The 14,866-nt window shown below is 41.7% G+C and carries 13 protein-coding genes and 1 pseudogene; 10 read left to right on the forward strand and 4 right to left on the reverse strand.

Going from position 1 to position 14,866, the window contains the following annotated elements; translation table 11 throughout:
- The first annotated feature begins 14 nt into the window (after nucleotides 1-14).
- The gene (locus tag HMPREF0556_RS02020; protein WP_040486391.1) at nucleotides 15-1,229 is read left to right on the forward strand and encodes a bifunctional 3,4-dihydroxy-2-butanone-4-phosphate synthase/GTP cyclohydrolase II; all 1,215 of its coding nucleotides are present in this window, start codon (nucleotides 15-17) and stop codon (nucleotides 1,227-1,229) included.
- On the forward strand, nucleotides 1,226-1,690 hold the full coding sequence (gene ribH, locus HMPREF0556_RS02025; protein WP_003754986.1) for a 6,7-dimethyl-8-ribityllumazine synthase: 465 nt from the start codon (nucleotides 1,226-1,228) through the stop codon (nucleotides 1,688-1,690). Before HMPREF0556_RS02020 ends, ribH begins: the two co-directional genes overlap by 4 nt.
- Before the next feature lie 48 nt (nucleotides 1,691-1,738).
- On the opposite strand, the gene HMPREF0556_RS02030 is transcribed toward ribH, so the two are convergent.
- The 3 genes from HMPREF0556_RS02030 to HMPREF0556_RS02040 form a co-directional block, all read right to left on the reverse strand.
- A complete protein-coding gene (locus tag HMPREF0556_RS02030; protein WP_003754987.1) occupies nucleotides 1,739-3,904 on the reverse strand; it encodes an ATP-dependent Clp protease ATP-binding subunit in 2,166 nt (721 codons plus the stop codon).
- 162 nt (nucleotides 3,905-4,066) lie between these two features.
- Nucleotides 4,067-4,378 carry a hypothetical protein gene (locus HMPREF0556_RS02035; protein ID WP_003754988.1) on the reverse strand — a complete coding sequence of 104 codons (312 nt, stop codon included), beginning with the start codon at nucleotides 4,376-4,378 and terminating at the stop codon, nucleotides 4,067-4,069.
- Nucleotides 4,379-4,653: 275 nt separating this feature from the next.
- Nucleotides 4,654-5,265, reverse strand: a complete 612-nt coding sequence (locus tag HMPREF0556_RS02040; protein WP_003754989.1) for a CPBP family glutamic-type intramembrane protease — start codon at nucleotides 5,263-5,265, stop codon at nucleotides 4,654-4,656.
- Nucleotides 5,266-5,484: 219 nt separating this feature from the next.
- Between HMPREF0556_RS02040 and tagH the strand changes: the two are divergent.
- Nucleotides 5,485-6,429: pseudogene (tagH, locus tag HMPREF0556_RS02045) on the forward strand (teichoic acids export ABC transporter ATP-binding subunit TagH); the annotation flags it as partial.
- Between the two features lie 338 nt (nucleotides 6,430-6,767).
- Nucleotides 6,768-7,547, forward strand: a complete 780-nt coding sequence (locus tag HMPREF0556_RS02050) for a membrane protein (protein ID WP_036106260.1) — start codon at nucleotides 6,768-6,770, stop codon at nucleotides 7,545-7,547.
- Nucleotides 7,548-7,613: 66 nt separating this feature from the next.
- On the opposite strand, the gene HMPREF0556_RS02055 is transcribed toward HMPREF0556_RS02050, so the two are convergent.
- Nucleotides 7,614-7,817, reverse strand: coding sequence for a YkvS family protein (locus HMPREF0556_RS02055; RefSeq protein ID WP_232020819.1), 204 nt, complete (start codon nucleotides 7,815-7,817; stop codon nucleotides 7,614-7,616).
- Between the two features lie 343 nt (nucleotides 7,818-8,160).
- On the opposite strand from HMPREF0556_RS02055, the gene HMPREF0556_RS02060 reads away from it, so the two are divergent.
- The 6 genes from HMPREF0556_RS02060 to HMPREF0556_RS02085 all read left to right on the forward strand — a co-directional run bounded on the left by HMPREF0556_RS02060 (nucleotide 8,161) and on the right by HMPREF0556_RS02085 (nucleotide 14,857).
- A complete protein-coding gene (locus tag HMPREF0556_RS02060) occupies nucleotides 8,161-8,427 on the forward strand; it encodes a phosphocarrier protein HPr (protein WP_036106265.1) in 267 nt (88 codons plus the stop codon).
- Entirely contained in the window at nucleotides 8,427-10,145 is a 1,719-nt protein-coding gene (gene ptsP, locus HMPREF0556_RS02065; protein WP_003754994.1) for a phosphoenolpyruvate--protein phosphotransferase, read from the forward strand. Before HMPREF0556_RS02060 ends, ptsP begins: the two co-directional genes overlap by 1 nt.
- A 112-nt stretch (nucleotides 10,146-10,257) precedes the next feature.
- On the forward strand, nucleotides 10,258-10,572 hold the full coding sequence (locus HMPREF0556_RS02070) for an ArsR/SmtB family transcription factor (protein WP_003754995.1): 315 nt from the start codon (nucleotides 10,258-10,260) through the stop codon (nucleotides 10,570-10,572).
- A 14-nt stretch (nucleotides 10,573-10,586) separates the two neighbouring features.
- Nucleotides 10,587-12,887: a heavy metal translocating P-type ATPase gene (locus HMPREF0556_RS02075; protein ID WP_003754997.1), complete on the forward strand. Its 2,301-nt coding sequence runs from the start codon at nucleotides 10,587-10,589 to the stop codon at nucleotides 12,885-12,887.
- A gap of 74 nt (nucleotides 12,888-12,961) precedes the next feature.
- Entirely contained in the window at nucleotides 12,962-13,981 is a 1,020-nt protein-coding gene (locus HMPREF0556_RS02080) for a YdcF family protein (RefSeq protein ID WP_003754998.1), read from the forward strand.
- Nucleotides 13,982-13,996: 15 nt separating this feature from the next.
- Nucleotides 13,997-14,857, forward strand: coding sequence for an NAD(P)-dependent oxidoreductase (locus HMPREF0556_RS02085; RefSeq protein ID WP_003755000.1), 861 nt, complete (start codon nucleotides 13,997-13,999; stop codon nucleotides 14,855-14,857).
- Nucleotides 14,858-14,866 lie beyond the last annotated feature (9 nt).

Here is a 14,866-nt window from a genome sequence, read left to right on the forward strand (position 1 = left end):
AGGAGGAAAGAAGGATGGATCATAAAGTAGAGCAAGCGCTACAAGCATTGCAAGCTGGAAAACTAGTCATCGTCATGGATGATGAAGACCGGGAAAGCGAAGGAGATCTAGTCGGCATCAGTCAGTTTGTAACTCCGGAAGCCGTTAATTTTATGACAACTTATGCACGTGGGCTGATTTGTGTGCCTTTAGCCAAAGAATTGGCGGAAGAATGGGATTTGCAGCCAATGACAGGACATAATACAGATAAGTTCGGGACCAATTTTACCATCAGCGTGGACCATCGCTCCACCTCAACAGGAATTTCTGCATTTGACCGCGCAGCAACGATCCAAGCGTTGGGAAATAAACAGACCACAGCAGCAGACTTTTATCTGCCAGGGCATATTTTTCCGCTGATTGCAGAAACTGGCGGGGTTTTAAAGCGGCGTGGACATACAGAAGCAGCGGTAGATCTGGCTCGCTTAGCAGGCGCAGTACCGGCGGGGTACATCTGCGAGATCTTAAATCCGGATGGCACGATGGCAAGACGAGCAACGTTAGAAAAATTGGCAGAAGAGTGGGGATTGATAATGATAACGATAGATGATATTGTTCGCTACCGCCAATTGGAAGACACGCCAGTAGAATCCGAAGTAACGGTCAGCTTACCTACAGCTTATGGCAATTTCTCCTTAGAAGCATTTACGTCATTAGATGACGGTCAATTGCAGTTATTAGTATCAAAAGGAAAACTGGATACCGACGAGCCACTGCTAGTCCGCTTGCATTCAGAATGTTTGACTGGTGACGTCCTTGGATCGCACCGTTGCGACTGCGGGGAACAACTTGAAAAAGCGCTAGCGACGATAGAGAAAGCTGGTCGCGGGGCTGTCCTGTATTTGCGCCAAGAGGGTCGGGGTATCGGGCTTTTGAATAAACTAAAAGCGTATGCCCTACAAGAAAATGGCTACGATACTTACGATGCCAATGTACATCTTGGCTTTGCTCCAGATAGCCGGGAATATCACAATGCGGCGGCGATTTTAAAAGAAAAAGGAATTCGCCAAGTACGACTGATGACGAATAATCCAGAAAAGGTACAGGCTTTAGAAGACATGGGGATCGAAGTTGTCGAAAGAGTTCCACTTGAAGTAGGGATTTATCCGGAAAATAGTAAGTACTTAACGACAAAAGCAGAAAAATTTCATCATTTATTGCACATAGAAAATGGAGGAGAAGTAAAATGACAGTTTATGAAGGTATGTACGATGGTAAAGGGTTAAAAATAGCAATTGTAGTAGCGCGCTTTAATGAGTTTATCACTTCTAAATTATTAGCAGGTGCATTGGACACGTTGAAACGGCATGGCGTTTCGGAAGAAGATATTCAAGTGATCTGGGTACCAGGTGCATTCGAGATCCCGCTAGCTGCTCAAGTGATCAGTAAGAAAAAAGAAATCGACGGAGTTATCACTTTAGGCGCGGTCATTCGCGGGGCAACGACGCATTATGACTATGTATGCAGCGAAGTTTCTAAAGGTGTGGCGAATGTGGGGCTGGCAAGCGGGATTCCAGTTATCTTCGGTGTCCTTACAACGGAAACTATTGAACAGGCGATAGAACGGGCTGGAACGAAAGCTGGAAACAAAGGCTCAGAATCAGCGATGGGTGTGCTGGAAATGACGAATTTGATAAAAGTGATCGGCTAACTAAAAAAACGCGGAAAAGAATATCTCTTTTCCGCGTTTTTTGTTTTATTAAGCCATTACTTGTTGTTTTACAACGATTTTACCAGTTTCATCGACATCTGCTTGTAAAGCTTTTGCTTCGGGTTCATCGATCAAAATATCAGCAATGTTGTCTTCCAATTGTTCTTGGATCGTTCTACGAAGTGGTCGAGCACCGAACTTACTGTCGTAACCAAGATCGATCAGTTTTTCTTTTGCTGCGTCTGTCACATCGATCGTTACTTCTTCGTCTGCTAACATGGTATTTAAGTCTGCCAGCATCAAGTTGACGATTTCAAGGAGATTATCTTTTTCAAGCTGGTTGAATTCAACGACACTGTCGAGACGGTTCAAGAATTCTGGTTTAAAGAAGTAGCCGAGCTTATCCAGTGAATCACTGTCTTTTTCGGATTGTTTTTCTTTCAACATCGTAAAGCCGACAGAAGCCTCTTTATCGACTGTTCCTGCGTTGCTTGTCATAATAATAACGGTATCTTTGAAACTTACGGTCCTACCTTGAGAATCGGTTAGGCGACCGTCTTCCAAGATTTGCAAGAACATGTGTTGGACATCTGGATGTGCTTTCTCGATTTCATCCAGTAGCAGAATGCTATAAGGATGACGGCGGATCTTCTCGGTCAATTGACCAGCTTCATCGTGACCAACATAGCCTGGAGGCGAACCAATCAGCTTAGCAACGCTGTGTTTTTCCATATATTCACTCATATCTAGTCTGATCATCGCTTCTTCTGTACCAAACAATTCTTTTGCAAGCGTACGTCCTAACTCGGTTTTACCTACACCAGTAGGTCCAACGAATAGGAAGGAACCTATCGGCCGGTTTTTTTGTTTCAAGCCGACCCGGCTGCGGCGGATCGCTTTTGCTACTTTGCCAACAGCTTGTTTTTGGCCAATAACTTTTTCATTCAAATGTGCTTCTAAATGTTTCATTTTAGATTGTTCTTCGGCTTGTAGTTGTCCAACTGGAATACCAGTTTTTTCTTCAATAATAGCTTGGATATCAGCGACTTGGATGACCGGACGTTCAGAAATACCAGCGGCTGTTTTGTTTTCGGAGAGACGTGTGATCTCATCACGGATATTAGCTGCTTTTTCATAGTCTTCGTTTTGCAATGCTTGTGCCTTTTCTTTTTCCAAGCGTTCGACGCGTTCGCTGACTGTTTTTTCGTCTAAACGTTCGACAGACAGATTATAGCGGGCACCAACCTCGTCCATTAGGTCAATTGCTTTATCTGGCAGTTGACGGTCTTGGATATAGCGTACGCTCAAGTTGACAGCGGCATCGAGGCTTTCTTTCGAATAAGCGACTTCATGATAATCCTCATAACGTTCTTTTAATCCGTTCAAGATCGTAATCGTGTCAGCGGCACTTGGTTCGTTGACCGTTACAGGCTGGAAGCGTCGTTCTAAAGCAGCATCTTTCTCGATTTGACGGTATTCTTTCAAGGTTGTCGCACCGACCATTTGTATGTCACCCCGTGCTAATGCTGGTTTTAGAATGTTACCAGCATCCATCGAACCTTCTGCGGAGCCAGCGCCTACGATCGTGTGGACTTCGTCAATGAAGAGGATCGTATTGGTCTGATCTTGCAGTTCTTGGATCAATTGTTTCATTTTTTCTTCAAACTGTCCGCGGATCCCAGTACCAGATACTAAGGAAGCCACATCGAGCAAGATGATTTCTTTGTCTAACAATTTCGTCGGGACTTTTTTATCTGCAATCGCAATTGCTAGGCCTTCGACAACAGCCGTTTTACCTACACCTGGTTCACCGATCAAAACAGGATTGTTTTTTGTACGGCGGTTAAGAATCTCGATCACACGTTTGATTTCCTTATCGCGGCCAATCACCGGATCTAGTTTGTTTTCACGTGCCATCGCTGTAAGATTTGTTCCATATTGACCTAAAAGGCCGCCACCATTACCAGCTGTTTGGGTTTGAACCGTGGATTGTGGTCTGCCTCCAGATTGGAAGTCGTTCCTTTGATTAGCATTATTGAGACCGCCCAATTGACGGAAAATATCGTCAAAAGGAGAGTTGCCTGAAAATGGATTAGTTTGATTTTTAACTGTTTGATAGCAGTCTTGGCATAACGGTATTTCTTGTTTTTGACCATTGATGTTCATATATAACTGTATCGTTGCTTGATTTTGTTTACAATTTTCGCATAGCATAAAGTTTCCTCCTCTATAAATAGTGGAATTGATCAAAGCGCTTGTTGACTTTGACTAACTTTGACCTTATGGCTATAGTATACACTGACCTATTTTGACTTTCAAGTGTTTTGCTCAAAAAAAAAGAACATTTCCACGGAAATAGAAAATGTCCTTTTTAAGTTACTCAAACTCAATCTCATAAATCGATTCATCTAAACTATCGAGTATCTCATTTGCTTCTATATAATTGATCCATTCCTTTTTTGGCTCAGAGGAACTAGCTTTTACGAGCGGCTTAATGCGGCTATAAATCGTTTTGAGAAGGTCTGTCCACATGTTGTTCACGGCGCGCTGGATTTTTTCTTCTTTCCAACGTTTTGCAGGGGCTCTTCGTCGGTTTTTTACATTTTGGTATTCTGTCGCATTGACTACAAACGTTTCTCGCGATTGTAAGTGGTTGTCCATATACTCCATAAATTCAGTGAAATTCAAGTTAATATCTCCTAGCTCTCGTATAGTATTTGACTACGCCTTGTTACATTCTCCATAACCGTTATAGAGCTGGAATTGGTATTTTTGACAAATAAAAAAGCCGGAATTCCTTTTTGTTGGCTGCTTCAAGTATAACATGAGGGGAGAGATATGAATACTCTTTTTGATTTTTATAGAACGATTTGCGAAAAGACACAAAAAAGACATTTTTCTGTTATAGAAAAATGTCTTTCTTTTTATGTAATACAAAAATTGTATCACTGACAGTTCGGCTGTTAGTATAGCGGTAAAGCTACTAATAACAGGAAGATGAAGGTTAAGTGCGATAAGTAGGTAAGGATAACGCTTTTCCTAAATTGATATAGTAGATTCCATATTAAGGAAGCAACGAAAATACTGACGACAACAGCGATACTTTTGCTGACACACATAAATAATGCCAGGATCGCAGCGCTGATAATCGCGGCGATGATCGGGTGGAAATAATGATTTAACCGCTCTAAAACAAAACCACGCCAAAATATTTCTTCTCCCGGAACAATGATGAAAATGAGTAATAGCCATATTAATAAGGAGTCGGTCGAATATTTGGCAAATGCGCTTTTAACGGATAGATCCAATCCACCTGGAAGGACCTTGAAGAGGATGGCGCCAATATAAAAGACGACATAGAGAGCAATACCGGATACAATACCTAGAAATAGGTTTTTTGTAAAAGATGATTTCTTTTCTAGATCCTCATTAAAAATAACGAAGCTCATTAAAAATAACGTACAAGCTCCATATAAATACCAAAATGCACCACGATAATGGTAAGTAAGCGCAATTAGGAGCGCACAAAGTATAAACCCAGCGATGAGTTTATAGTCTATCTTGTTGCTTTTCAAAAATCTTACACCTCTTTAATCATAGAACTTATAATCATTTAATACTTTAATCGAAAAAAAGTTTTTTAGCAAACTTTATAACTATTTTATTGTAACATGACTGAGCTGCGAATATCATGAGAGTTCTCTCATTTATATAGCATTCAGATGGGATTTATGATAGACTGTAGAATGCAAAATAATAATTTACCTATCTAAATTAAAGGTGGAAACAGAAAAATGACGGAAAAAGTGGTAATTTCTCACGTATCCAAGCAGTATGAACTAGTGAAGACCAAAAGCGACAAGATAAAAGCGATGTTTTTCCCAAAGGATCGCTCGAAATTCTGGGCACTGCGGGATGTCAATTTGAGAATCGGCGATGGAGAGACAGTTGGTTTAGTTGGAACAAATGGTTCAGGTAAATCAACACTATCCAACATTATTTCAGGTGTTATTATCCCTACGACAGGGAAGGTGGAAGTGAATGGCGAGACTTCGCTGATTGCGATCGCCGCAGGGTTAAAAGGTAATTTATCAGGACTTGACAACATTCGGTTGAAGCTTTTGATGAGTGGGATGCGTAACAAAGAGATCGACAAACTACTCCCTAGTATCATTGAATTTGCAGATATCGGCGACTTTATCACGCAACCGATCAAAAATTATTCCAGCGGGATGAAATCTAGATTAGGATTCGCGATCTCGGTGCATACGGATCCGGATATTTTGATCATTGATGAAGCATTATCTGTTGGGGACCAAACTTTCTATCAAAAATGTATTGATAAGATGATGGAATTCAAGGCGCAAGGGAAAACGATCATTTTTGTCAGCCACTCACTTAGCCAAGTGAAAAAGCTGTGTGATCGAATTGTGTGGATGCACTATGGTACGGTACGGGAAGACGGTCCGTCAGAAGAAGTAGCAGATCACTATGATGCCTTTGTAAAAGAATTTAATAAAAAATCAAAAAAAGAGAAAAAAGCGTATATCAAGAAATTCCGTGAAGAACAAAAAAACGGTGAGGGTATGAGCAGGGGAATGAAGCGAGCACCGGCACAAAAGAAAAATGTCAGCTCCTATTTCTTTGGCGCATTATTGCTAGCACTTACGATGTTCTTTGGTTATTGCGTTGCAGCAGATAAATCTTTTGTTTCCGTTTTAGGATTTTCTGATTCAAAACCAGCTGTTCATGATAAAGTAAAGCCAAAGCAAGCAGAGAAAAAGAAAAAAGCGGCTCCCAAATCGAAAAAAGAAGAAAAAGCAAAATCACAGACTGAGACTTATGAAGTCCAAGCAGGTGACACACTTACTGCTATCGCTCAAAAGTACTATAAAGAAGGCGAAGTTGCAGCAGGTGTAGAAAAAATCATGACCGCGAATAATTTGCAAGACGGAAATATTCATGTTGGTCAAAGTATCAAAATACCGAAGTAGCAAAATGAGCAAATTTGGCACTAGCTGATTTGCTCATTTTTAAAAGGGCGAAAGGGAAATATAGCGAAGCAGGAGAGGATTCAATGCTTGAAAAAATTTATAAATTTCTACTATGGATATATATTTTCTGGTTTTTGATCAATATCTGCTTGATCACTTTTCATGTGACACCCCCGCATTTGACAACCTTGCATTCTTTATTCTTAGTATTGACGGGGATATTTGCGCTCGTTTTTTTCATTATGCAATATGGAACGGGGCTTGGTCTAGCAATGATCAGTCTGGTGTTTATTGTGAGTGTCTCGATCGAGTGGATGCAGCTTAGTTTCACAGAACAGAATTACGCGGCGCATTTTGGCCTGGATATCTATGGCGTACCAATAACATTCGGCTTTATTTGGATCGGGATGATCGCTGGGACGCACATTATTGCCAGAGAGATCACGCTGAAAATCAGCATCGACTGGCTGCGTGGCGGTATCTACTCGATCATCGCTGCAACCATGGTCATGATATTTGAAGTTTTGATCCAGCCGATCTCGATGCAGTCGAAGAATCTGTTGGCGCTAGGGAATGGTATTACCGTCTTGCAATTATCGGACTTTATCAATTGGTGGTTGCTCGGCTTTATTCTGCATTTATTGATTTTCTTTATCCTGAGTTTGACGGATAAGTGGGGGAAATTGAAATATCCAGATCTGAAGTTAGAGCTCGTGATCGTTTATTGGATCATTATTGCCTTTTTCGTGTTCCTCTCGCTTTACATTGATCTGTGGTCATCGATTGCGATCATTATTGGCGCAAATGCGTTATTTACGTTATGTTTTTATATCAGTTTAGATAAAGAAGAAAAGCAGACATGAAAAAACAGGAATCGAGATTATCCTCGGTTCCTGTTTTATTGCTTTTTACACCATATACTTTTTGTTTTACGATTCATCTGAGGAAGAAGCTGAGTGAATGATTTTATAATTCTTATGATTGACAACAGTTTTTTCATCGACATCAAGATCGTTAAAGTTTTCCATGTAAGTCAAATCTACTATAACTGAATTTTCGTTCAATTTTTCTACGATTCCAGTTAATCCATTTTTAAACTCGATTATATCTCCAACCTGTGCTTTTGTCATCATTACCACTCCTCCGAATTTCACTTCCTGCTGCTTCCTTTTTGAAAAAGTGCTTATTAAAGTTCAGTTTGCACTATTTCGATTTAAAAAGCAACTATAACCCTTTCGATTTCGGGAATTTAAATTGTGAATAAAAGCGCAATCATAGGCATATGAGCGCCTCCATTACCTAAAACGGTTGCACAAAGTTGATTTGCTTACATGTTTTCTCAAAAAAACATGTAAAAAAAGTTGTGAGGACACTAAAAACATGGTATGCTTTTTAATTGAGAGATAGTCTTTTATACTGATTATTTTTGGTCTAAAAGGTTACTAAATAAATTTCTTTATGAAGGAGAATGTTAATATGGAACAAGCAAGTTTTGTAGTAATCGATGAAACAGGTATTCACGCTCGCCCCGCAACACTTTTAGTGCAAGCAGCTAGCAAATATAGCTCGGATGTACAAATTGAGTATACTGGTAAAAAAGTAAACCTTAAATCTATCATGGGCGTTATGTCTTTAGGTATTGGCAAAGGTGCTGACATTACTATCTATACAGATGGTAGCGACGAAAAAGAAGCAATCGAAGGACTAACGGAAGTGCTGAAGAAAGAAGGCTTGGCTGAATAATGGCTAAAGAGTTGAAAGGTATCGCAGCATCTGATGGGATTGCAATTGCGAAAGCTTATCTACTCGTGGAACCTGATCTTTCTTTTGAAAAATCAGAGGTGGCTGATGTTGAAAGTGAAGTAAAACGTTTTCAAGATGCAGTTGCAATTTCGAAACAAGAGTTAGAAAAGATTCGTAATAAAGCAGCTGAAGATTTAGGTGAAGATAAAGCACAGATTTTTGATGCACATCTTTTAGTACTTAACGATCCTGAATTGGTAGGACCAATTGAAGAAGCGATCAAATCGAGCAATGTAAACGCTGAATCTGCACTACATGATACGACGGATACATTTATCGCAATGTTTGAAGGGATGGACAACGAATATATGCGTGAACGCGCAGCTGATATTCGTGACGTACGTAAGCGGGTACTTTCCCACTTATTAGGTGTTTCTATTCCAAATCCTTCTCTGATTGACGAAGAAGTTGTTGTTGTGGCAGAGGACTTAACTCCTTCTGATACAGCACAATTGAACCGCAATTTCGTGAAGGGCTTTGTAACAGACATTGGCGGACGTACATCACATTCCGCTATTATGGCTCGTTCGCTTGAAATTCCTGCGATCGTGGGAACAAAAGAAGTAACGCATCATGTAGCAAAAAATGATATGGTGATCATCGATGGCCTTGAAGGTAACGTGATCATCCATCCAACAGAAGAACAATTAGCACATTACCGTAAAGTACAAACAGATTTTGCTGCACAGCAAGCAGAATGGGAAAAGCTTAAAAATGAAAAAACGGTCTCTAAAGACGGTGTTCATGTTGAGCTTGCAGCAAATATCGGTACTCCAACGGACTTGACTGGCGTTATTGCTAACGGCGGAGAAGCTGTCGGTCTATACCGTACAGAATTCTTATATATGGGTCGTGACAACTTCCCGACTGAAGAAGAACAATTTGAAGCTTACAAAGCAGTTCTTTCCGGCATGGAAGGAAAATCTGTTGTTGTTCGTACACTTGATATCGGTGGAGATAAAACACTCCCTTATTTAGACTTGCCGGAAGAAATGAACCCATTCTTGGGATTCCGTGCGATCCGTCTTTGCTTTGCAAACGAGGATCTATTCCGCACACAATTGCGCGCGTTACTCCGTGCTAGCATCTTTGGAAACCTTAAGATCATGTTCCCGATGATTGCTACTGTTGGCGAATTCCGCGATGCAAAGGCAATTTTAGAAGACGAAAAGAAAAAATTAATAGCTGATGGAGTAGAAGTTTCCGACTCTATCGAATTAGGTATCATGATCGAGATTCCTGCTGCGGCAGTTCTTGCTGATCAGTTTGCTAAAGAAGTTGATTTCTTCTCCATTGGAACAAATGACTTGATCCAATACACAATGGCAGCTGACCGCATGAACGAACGTGTTTCTTACCTATACCAACCGTATAACCCATCGATCTTACGTTTAGTTAAAAACGTGATCGATGCTTCTCACAAAGAAGGAAAATGGACTGGTATGTGTGGGGAGATGGCAGGTGATCAAACTGCAGTCCCATTGTTACTAGGACTAGGTTTAGATGAATTTTCGATGAGTGCTTCCAGCATTTTGAAATCTCGTTCCTTGCTTAAACGTTTAAACAAGAGCGATATGGAAAAATTAGCAGCAGAAGCATTGAATCAATCAACAGCTGAAGAAGTTGTTGCATTAGTTGAAAAATATATAGCAGAATAAATAATCTGTTAAAAGTGCGGACTCATTGGAGTTCGCACTTTTTTATTGTGTTATAAATTCTTATATGCTAATATAAACATATTAGTAGAAATTGATATAAGGAGGGCTTCTTGTGAACGAAAATGAATTGCGTTTAAAATTGATCCATGCGTTCTCTAATCCGATACGCATTCAAATTTTAGAATTATTGAAAGTTGAACCATTAAGTGTGGGTGAGATCGTCACACAAGTAAAAGGCACTCAATCAAATATCTCCCAGCACCTTGCTTGTTTGAGAGGCTGTGGCCTGGTAGAAAAAGAGAACATTGGCAAGTTTGTTTATTATAAAATCACCAATGATAAAATCAAAACGATGTTGGCGCTGCTAGACGGGATCGTTGCAGACATCCACACAGACTTAGAAACATGCGAATATGACATTGATTAAGGAGTGAAGCGACAATGACAGCAAATTACAAAAAGTTTTATCAAGTTACTGGCATGGACTGTTCATCATGTGCGAAGACAATTGAAAAAGGGCTGGCAAAACTTCCCGATATCAAAGCTGCTTCGGTACAATTCACTTCCGGAAAACTGGAAGTCGAAGCTGAAGACAAAGCAGCATTCACTGCAGTACCAAAACAAGTGGAGCGGCTTGGTTATGGAATAATAGATGCTGACATTCAAGCTGAGACTTTCCGAATTGACGGTATGGACTGTGGAAATTGCGCCAAAACGATTGAAAAAGGCATCAAGCAGTTAGCGGATGTCGAAAGTGCCGACGTCCAATTTGCTTCTGGGGAAATGGTTGTCAGACATACGACCACAGCAGAGATCATTGCTGATAAAGTGGCAAAGCTGGGCTATACGGCAACCTTAGCAAAAGAAGCTGAAACACACACAGAGAACTCGAAATGGCGGAAGCATGCACCGCTTTTGGCTGCTACTGTAGCGATTTTTGGTGGCTTCTTGGCTACATATCTCTTTCATGCACCAACCACAGCAGCAGTCTTTTTTCTACTCTGCTTAGCGATCAGCGGTTTTCATCCTGCTAAAAGCGCCATTTATGCGATCCGAGCAAGGTCACTGGATATGAATGTATTGATGTCCGCCGCTGCGATTGGAGCAGTTCTCATTGGAGAATGGTCAGAAGGCGCGACGGTAGTATGGTTATTTGCGATCGGCTCTTACTTGCAAAACCGTTCCATTGAAACCACCCGGACCTCACTTCGTAATTTAATGAAACTGACACCCAAAGAAGCGATCATTGTAGAAAATGGGGAAACAGTGAGTCGACCAATCAAAGCAGTCGCTATTGGGACGATCGTTTTAGTAAGGGCAGGCGACAAAATACCCTTAGATGGCATTATCCAGTCGGGCAACTCTTTCATAAATCAAGCGCCGATCACAGGCGAATCGATACCGGTAAGTAAACAGGCAGGAGATCAAGTTTTCGCTGGTACGATCAATGAAGAAGGGCTTTTGAAAATTCGCGTGACAAAAACAGCAGATCAAAGTACAATCGCCCAGATCATTCACTTAGTAGAAGAAGCGCAAGCGAAAAAGGCGCCTACAGAAGCTTTCATCGACAAGTTTGCAGCTATCTATACACCAATTGTATTCCTACTTGCTTTCGCTGTGATGATCGTGCCGCCACTGGTAGGCATCGGCAGCTGGAATGAATGGATCTATAAAGGGTTGGAACTGCTCGTTATCGCTTGTCCATGCGCCTTAGTGATTTCCACGCCAGTAGCGATCGTTTCTGCGATCGGACGGGCTGCATCGAACGGCGTGTTGGTAAAAGGTGGAACAGCGCTTGAAGCAGCAAGTAAAATTTCGGCGGTGGCATTCGATAAAACAGGGACACTGACTAAAGGAAAACCAAGAGTAACAGCGGTAGAAGTATTTTCTGGCTCAGAAGAAACACTGCTCCAACTGGCTTACACGCTCGAACAATATTCTTCGCATCCACTAGCAGCTGCAATTTTAGCCGAAAGTGAAAAAAGAAGTCTACAGCCGTTGGACAGTGAAGATCATCGCAACCAAGTCGGCAACGGTGTGACCGCCATAATAGCGAACGAGCGTTATTTCGCCGGAAAGCCAGCTCATTATGAGGAAACTTTGACAGAAGTGCAGCGCCAGCATATCGAAGCTCAGAAACAAGCAGGACAGACAGTGATCGCAATTGGTACGCTGACCGAGCTCATTGGGATCATCGGTGTCGCAGATGAGCTTCGTGAAGATCTTCCTACCGTAATGAATAAATTAAATCTGCTAGGGATCAAAGAGAAAATGTTACTGACAGGCGATAATCAGCAGACGGCTGAAGTGATCGCAAAACAAGCAGCAATCGACCACGTATATGCAGAACTACTGCCCGCAGATAAAATGACCAGTATTGCAGCGATGCAGAAGAAACACCATGTAGCCATGGTCGGCGATGGGATCAATGATGCTCCAGCTTTGGCAGCAGCAGATTTGGGAATAGCTGTCAAAGGCGCAGGAACAGATACAGCGATGGAAGCGGCAGATGTTGTTCTAATGGCAGAAAGTCTGGAAAAGTTACCTTTTGTATTTCGGCTAAGTAAGCGCACGATGCAGATCATCAAGCAAAATATCATTTTTGCGATCATCATAAAAGCATTAGCGTTCGCACTGGTTTTCCCAGGCTGGATGACACTTTGGATGGCGGTTTTAAGTGATTCAGGAGCTGCGGTACTTGTCGTACTGAATGCACTCCGTTTGGTACGAACAAAAGACTGAACATGGCTGAATGTTGAATTTCTGCTCAATAGCAAGGTATAATAAAAGAAAAGGATAGTGGGGATGTCGCGTTGATGTATATACTAGCTTTAAGTCTGCTGATCGGCTTTTTGCTGCTGCATATCTGGGAAAAGAGAAGAATAATCAACGGTATGGTGCTTACAGCAGGAATCTTCTTATTGGTCATCGCAATTTTGTTGCAGCTATATGCGTTTGATAACCAAATCGTCACGATTGTTACCAGCGCGATCTTATTGTTGCTGCTTAGTTTATTGCCCTTCTTTGTAATCGGAATCGCCATTATGTTGATTTTAAATGGCACGAACATGGTGAAAAAAGAAGGACGGCGCCTTGCCAACATGTTGCCGATGCTAGCAGGCTTTGCGGTATTGATTATTGTGATCGGTGTTTTGACGGTACTGCTCGCGCATCCAGATACGTGGTTAGAAAATATCGTTCTCGGGCTTTTGATAATCATTGCCTATGTCACTTTCTTACTCGTTTCCTTCTTGCTGTCGACCATTATCTATCAATACAATGGACCGCGCTTGAATAAAGATTTTATTATCGTGCTAGGCTGTGGTTTGAAAGGGAAAAAAGTACCGCAACTATTGGCGAACAGGCTGGATAAAGCGATCCAATTTCATCGGAAGCAGCAGAAAAAACGCGGACGGACTGCTACGTTTATCGTTTCCGGCGGTAAGGGGCCGAATGAAGAAATAGCAGAAGCTAGAGCGATGCAAGCTTATTTGATCGATAAAGGGATTCCGAAAGAACAAATTTTCATGGAAGCAGACTCTACGAACACCGAAGAAAACATGCAGTTCTCGAAAAAGCTGATGACCTCGATCCAAAAAAACTTCAAAAGCGTATTTGTTACCAATAACTTTCACCTTTTCCGTGCCAGCATCTATGCGAGAAAAGCAGGATTAGATGCGCAAGGAATCGGCGGGAAAACGGCACTTTATTATTTACCGACTGCGCTGCTTAGAGAATTTATCGCTGTATTATTTTTATATCGAAAAGCCCACATCACGGTACTGATCCTGCTATTGGCAGCATTTAGTATTTATGTGATCGCGGGTCACTTATGAAGGAGTGAAGTTGAAATGACGAAAATCGGATTTATCGGAACAGGCGTAATGGGGTCTAGTATGGCGTACCGTTTATTGAAAGCAGGGCATGAACTTCATGTTTATACGCGTACAAAAGCAAAAGCAGCCGGACTGCTTGGTCATGGCGCGATCTGGAAAGAAACACCGCAAGCAATTGCTCAAAATGTGGATGTTGTGATCACTATGATCGGCTATCCGTCTGATGTTGAAACGATCTATTTGGAAGAAGGTGGACTGCTTGAAAATTTGGCAGCAGGGAAACTTGCTATTGATATGACGACTTCTTCGCCGACACTTGCAGCTAGAATCGCCGAAGAAGCTGGAGAAAAAGGCGTTTTGGCGCTGGATGCACCCGTTTCCGGCGGTGATATCGGCGCAGCAAATGGAGCGCTTTCAATCATGGTTGGAGGCACACAAGAAGCATTTGAAAAGGCGCGGCCATTATTTGAAGTGATGGGGAAAACGATTCAACTGCAAGGTGGTCCAGGGGCTGGGCAGCATACTAAAATGGTCAATCAGATCGCGATTGCTTCCAATATGATCGGTGTGACAGAAGCGCTATTTTATGCTGAAAATGCGGGACTTGATCCAAATACGGTGCTTGCATCGATCCAATCGGGAGCAGCTGGAAGTTGGTCGCTTAGCAATTTGACACCGCGGGTTATCAAAGACGATCTCGAACCAGGCTTTTTCATCAAACACTTTATCAAAGATATGCGGATCGCACTTGATGAAGCGAAACGAATGGAGTTGAAACTGCCTGGACTAGAACTTGCCGAACAAATGTATCAAAAACTTGCTGATAATGGGTTAAGTGAAAAGGGAACGCAGGCACTGATCCATTATTACCGTTAAGAAAAAGGA

The organism is Listeria grayi DSM 20601 (assembly GCF_000148995.1).
Lineage (GTDB): Bacteria > Bacillota > Bacilli > Lactobacillales > Listeriaceae > Listeria > Listeria grayi.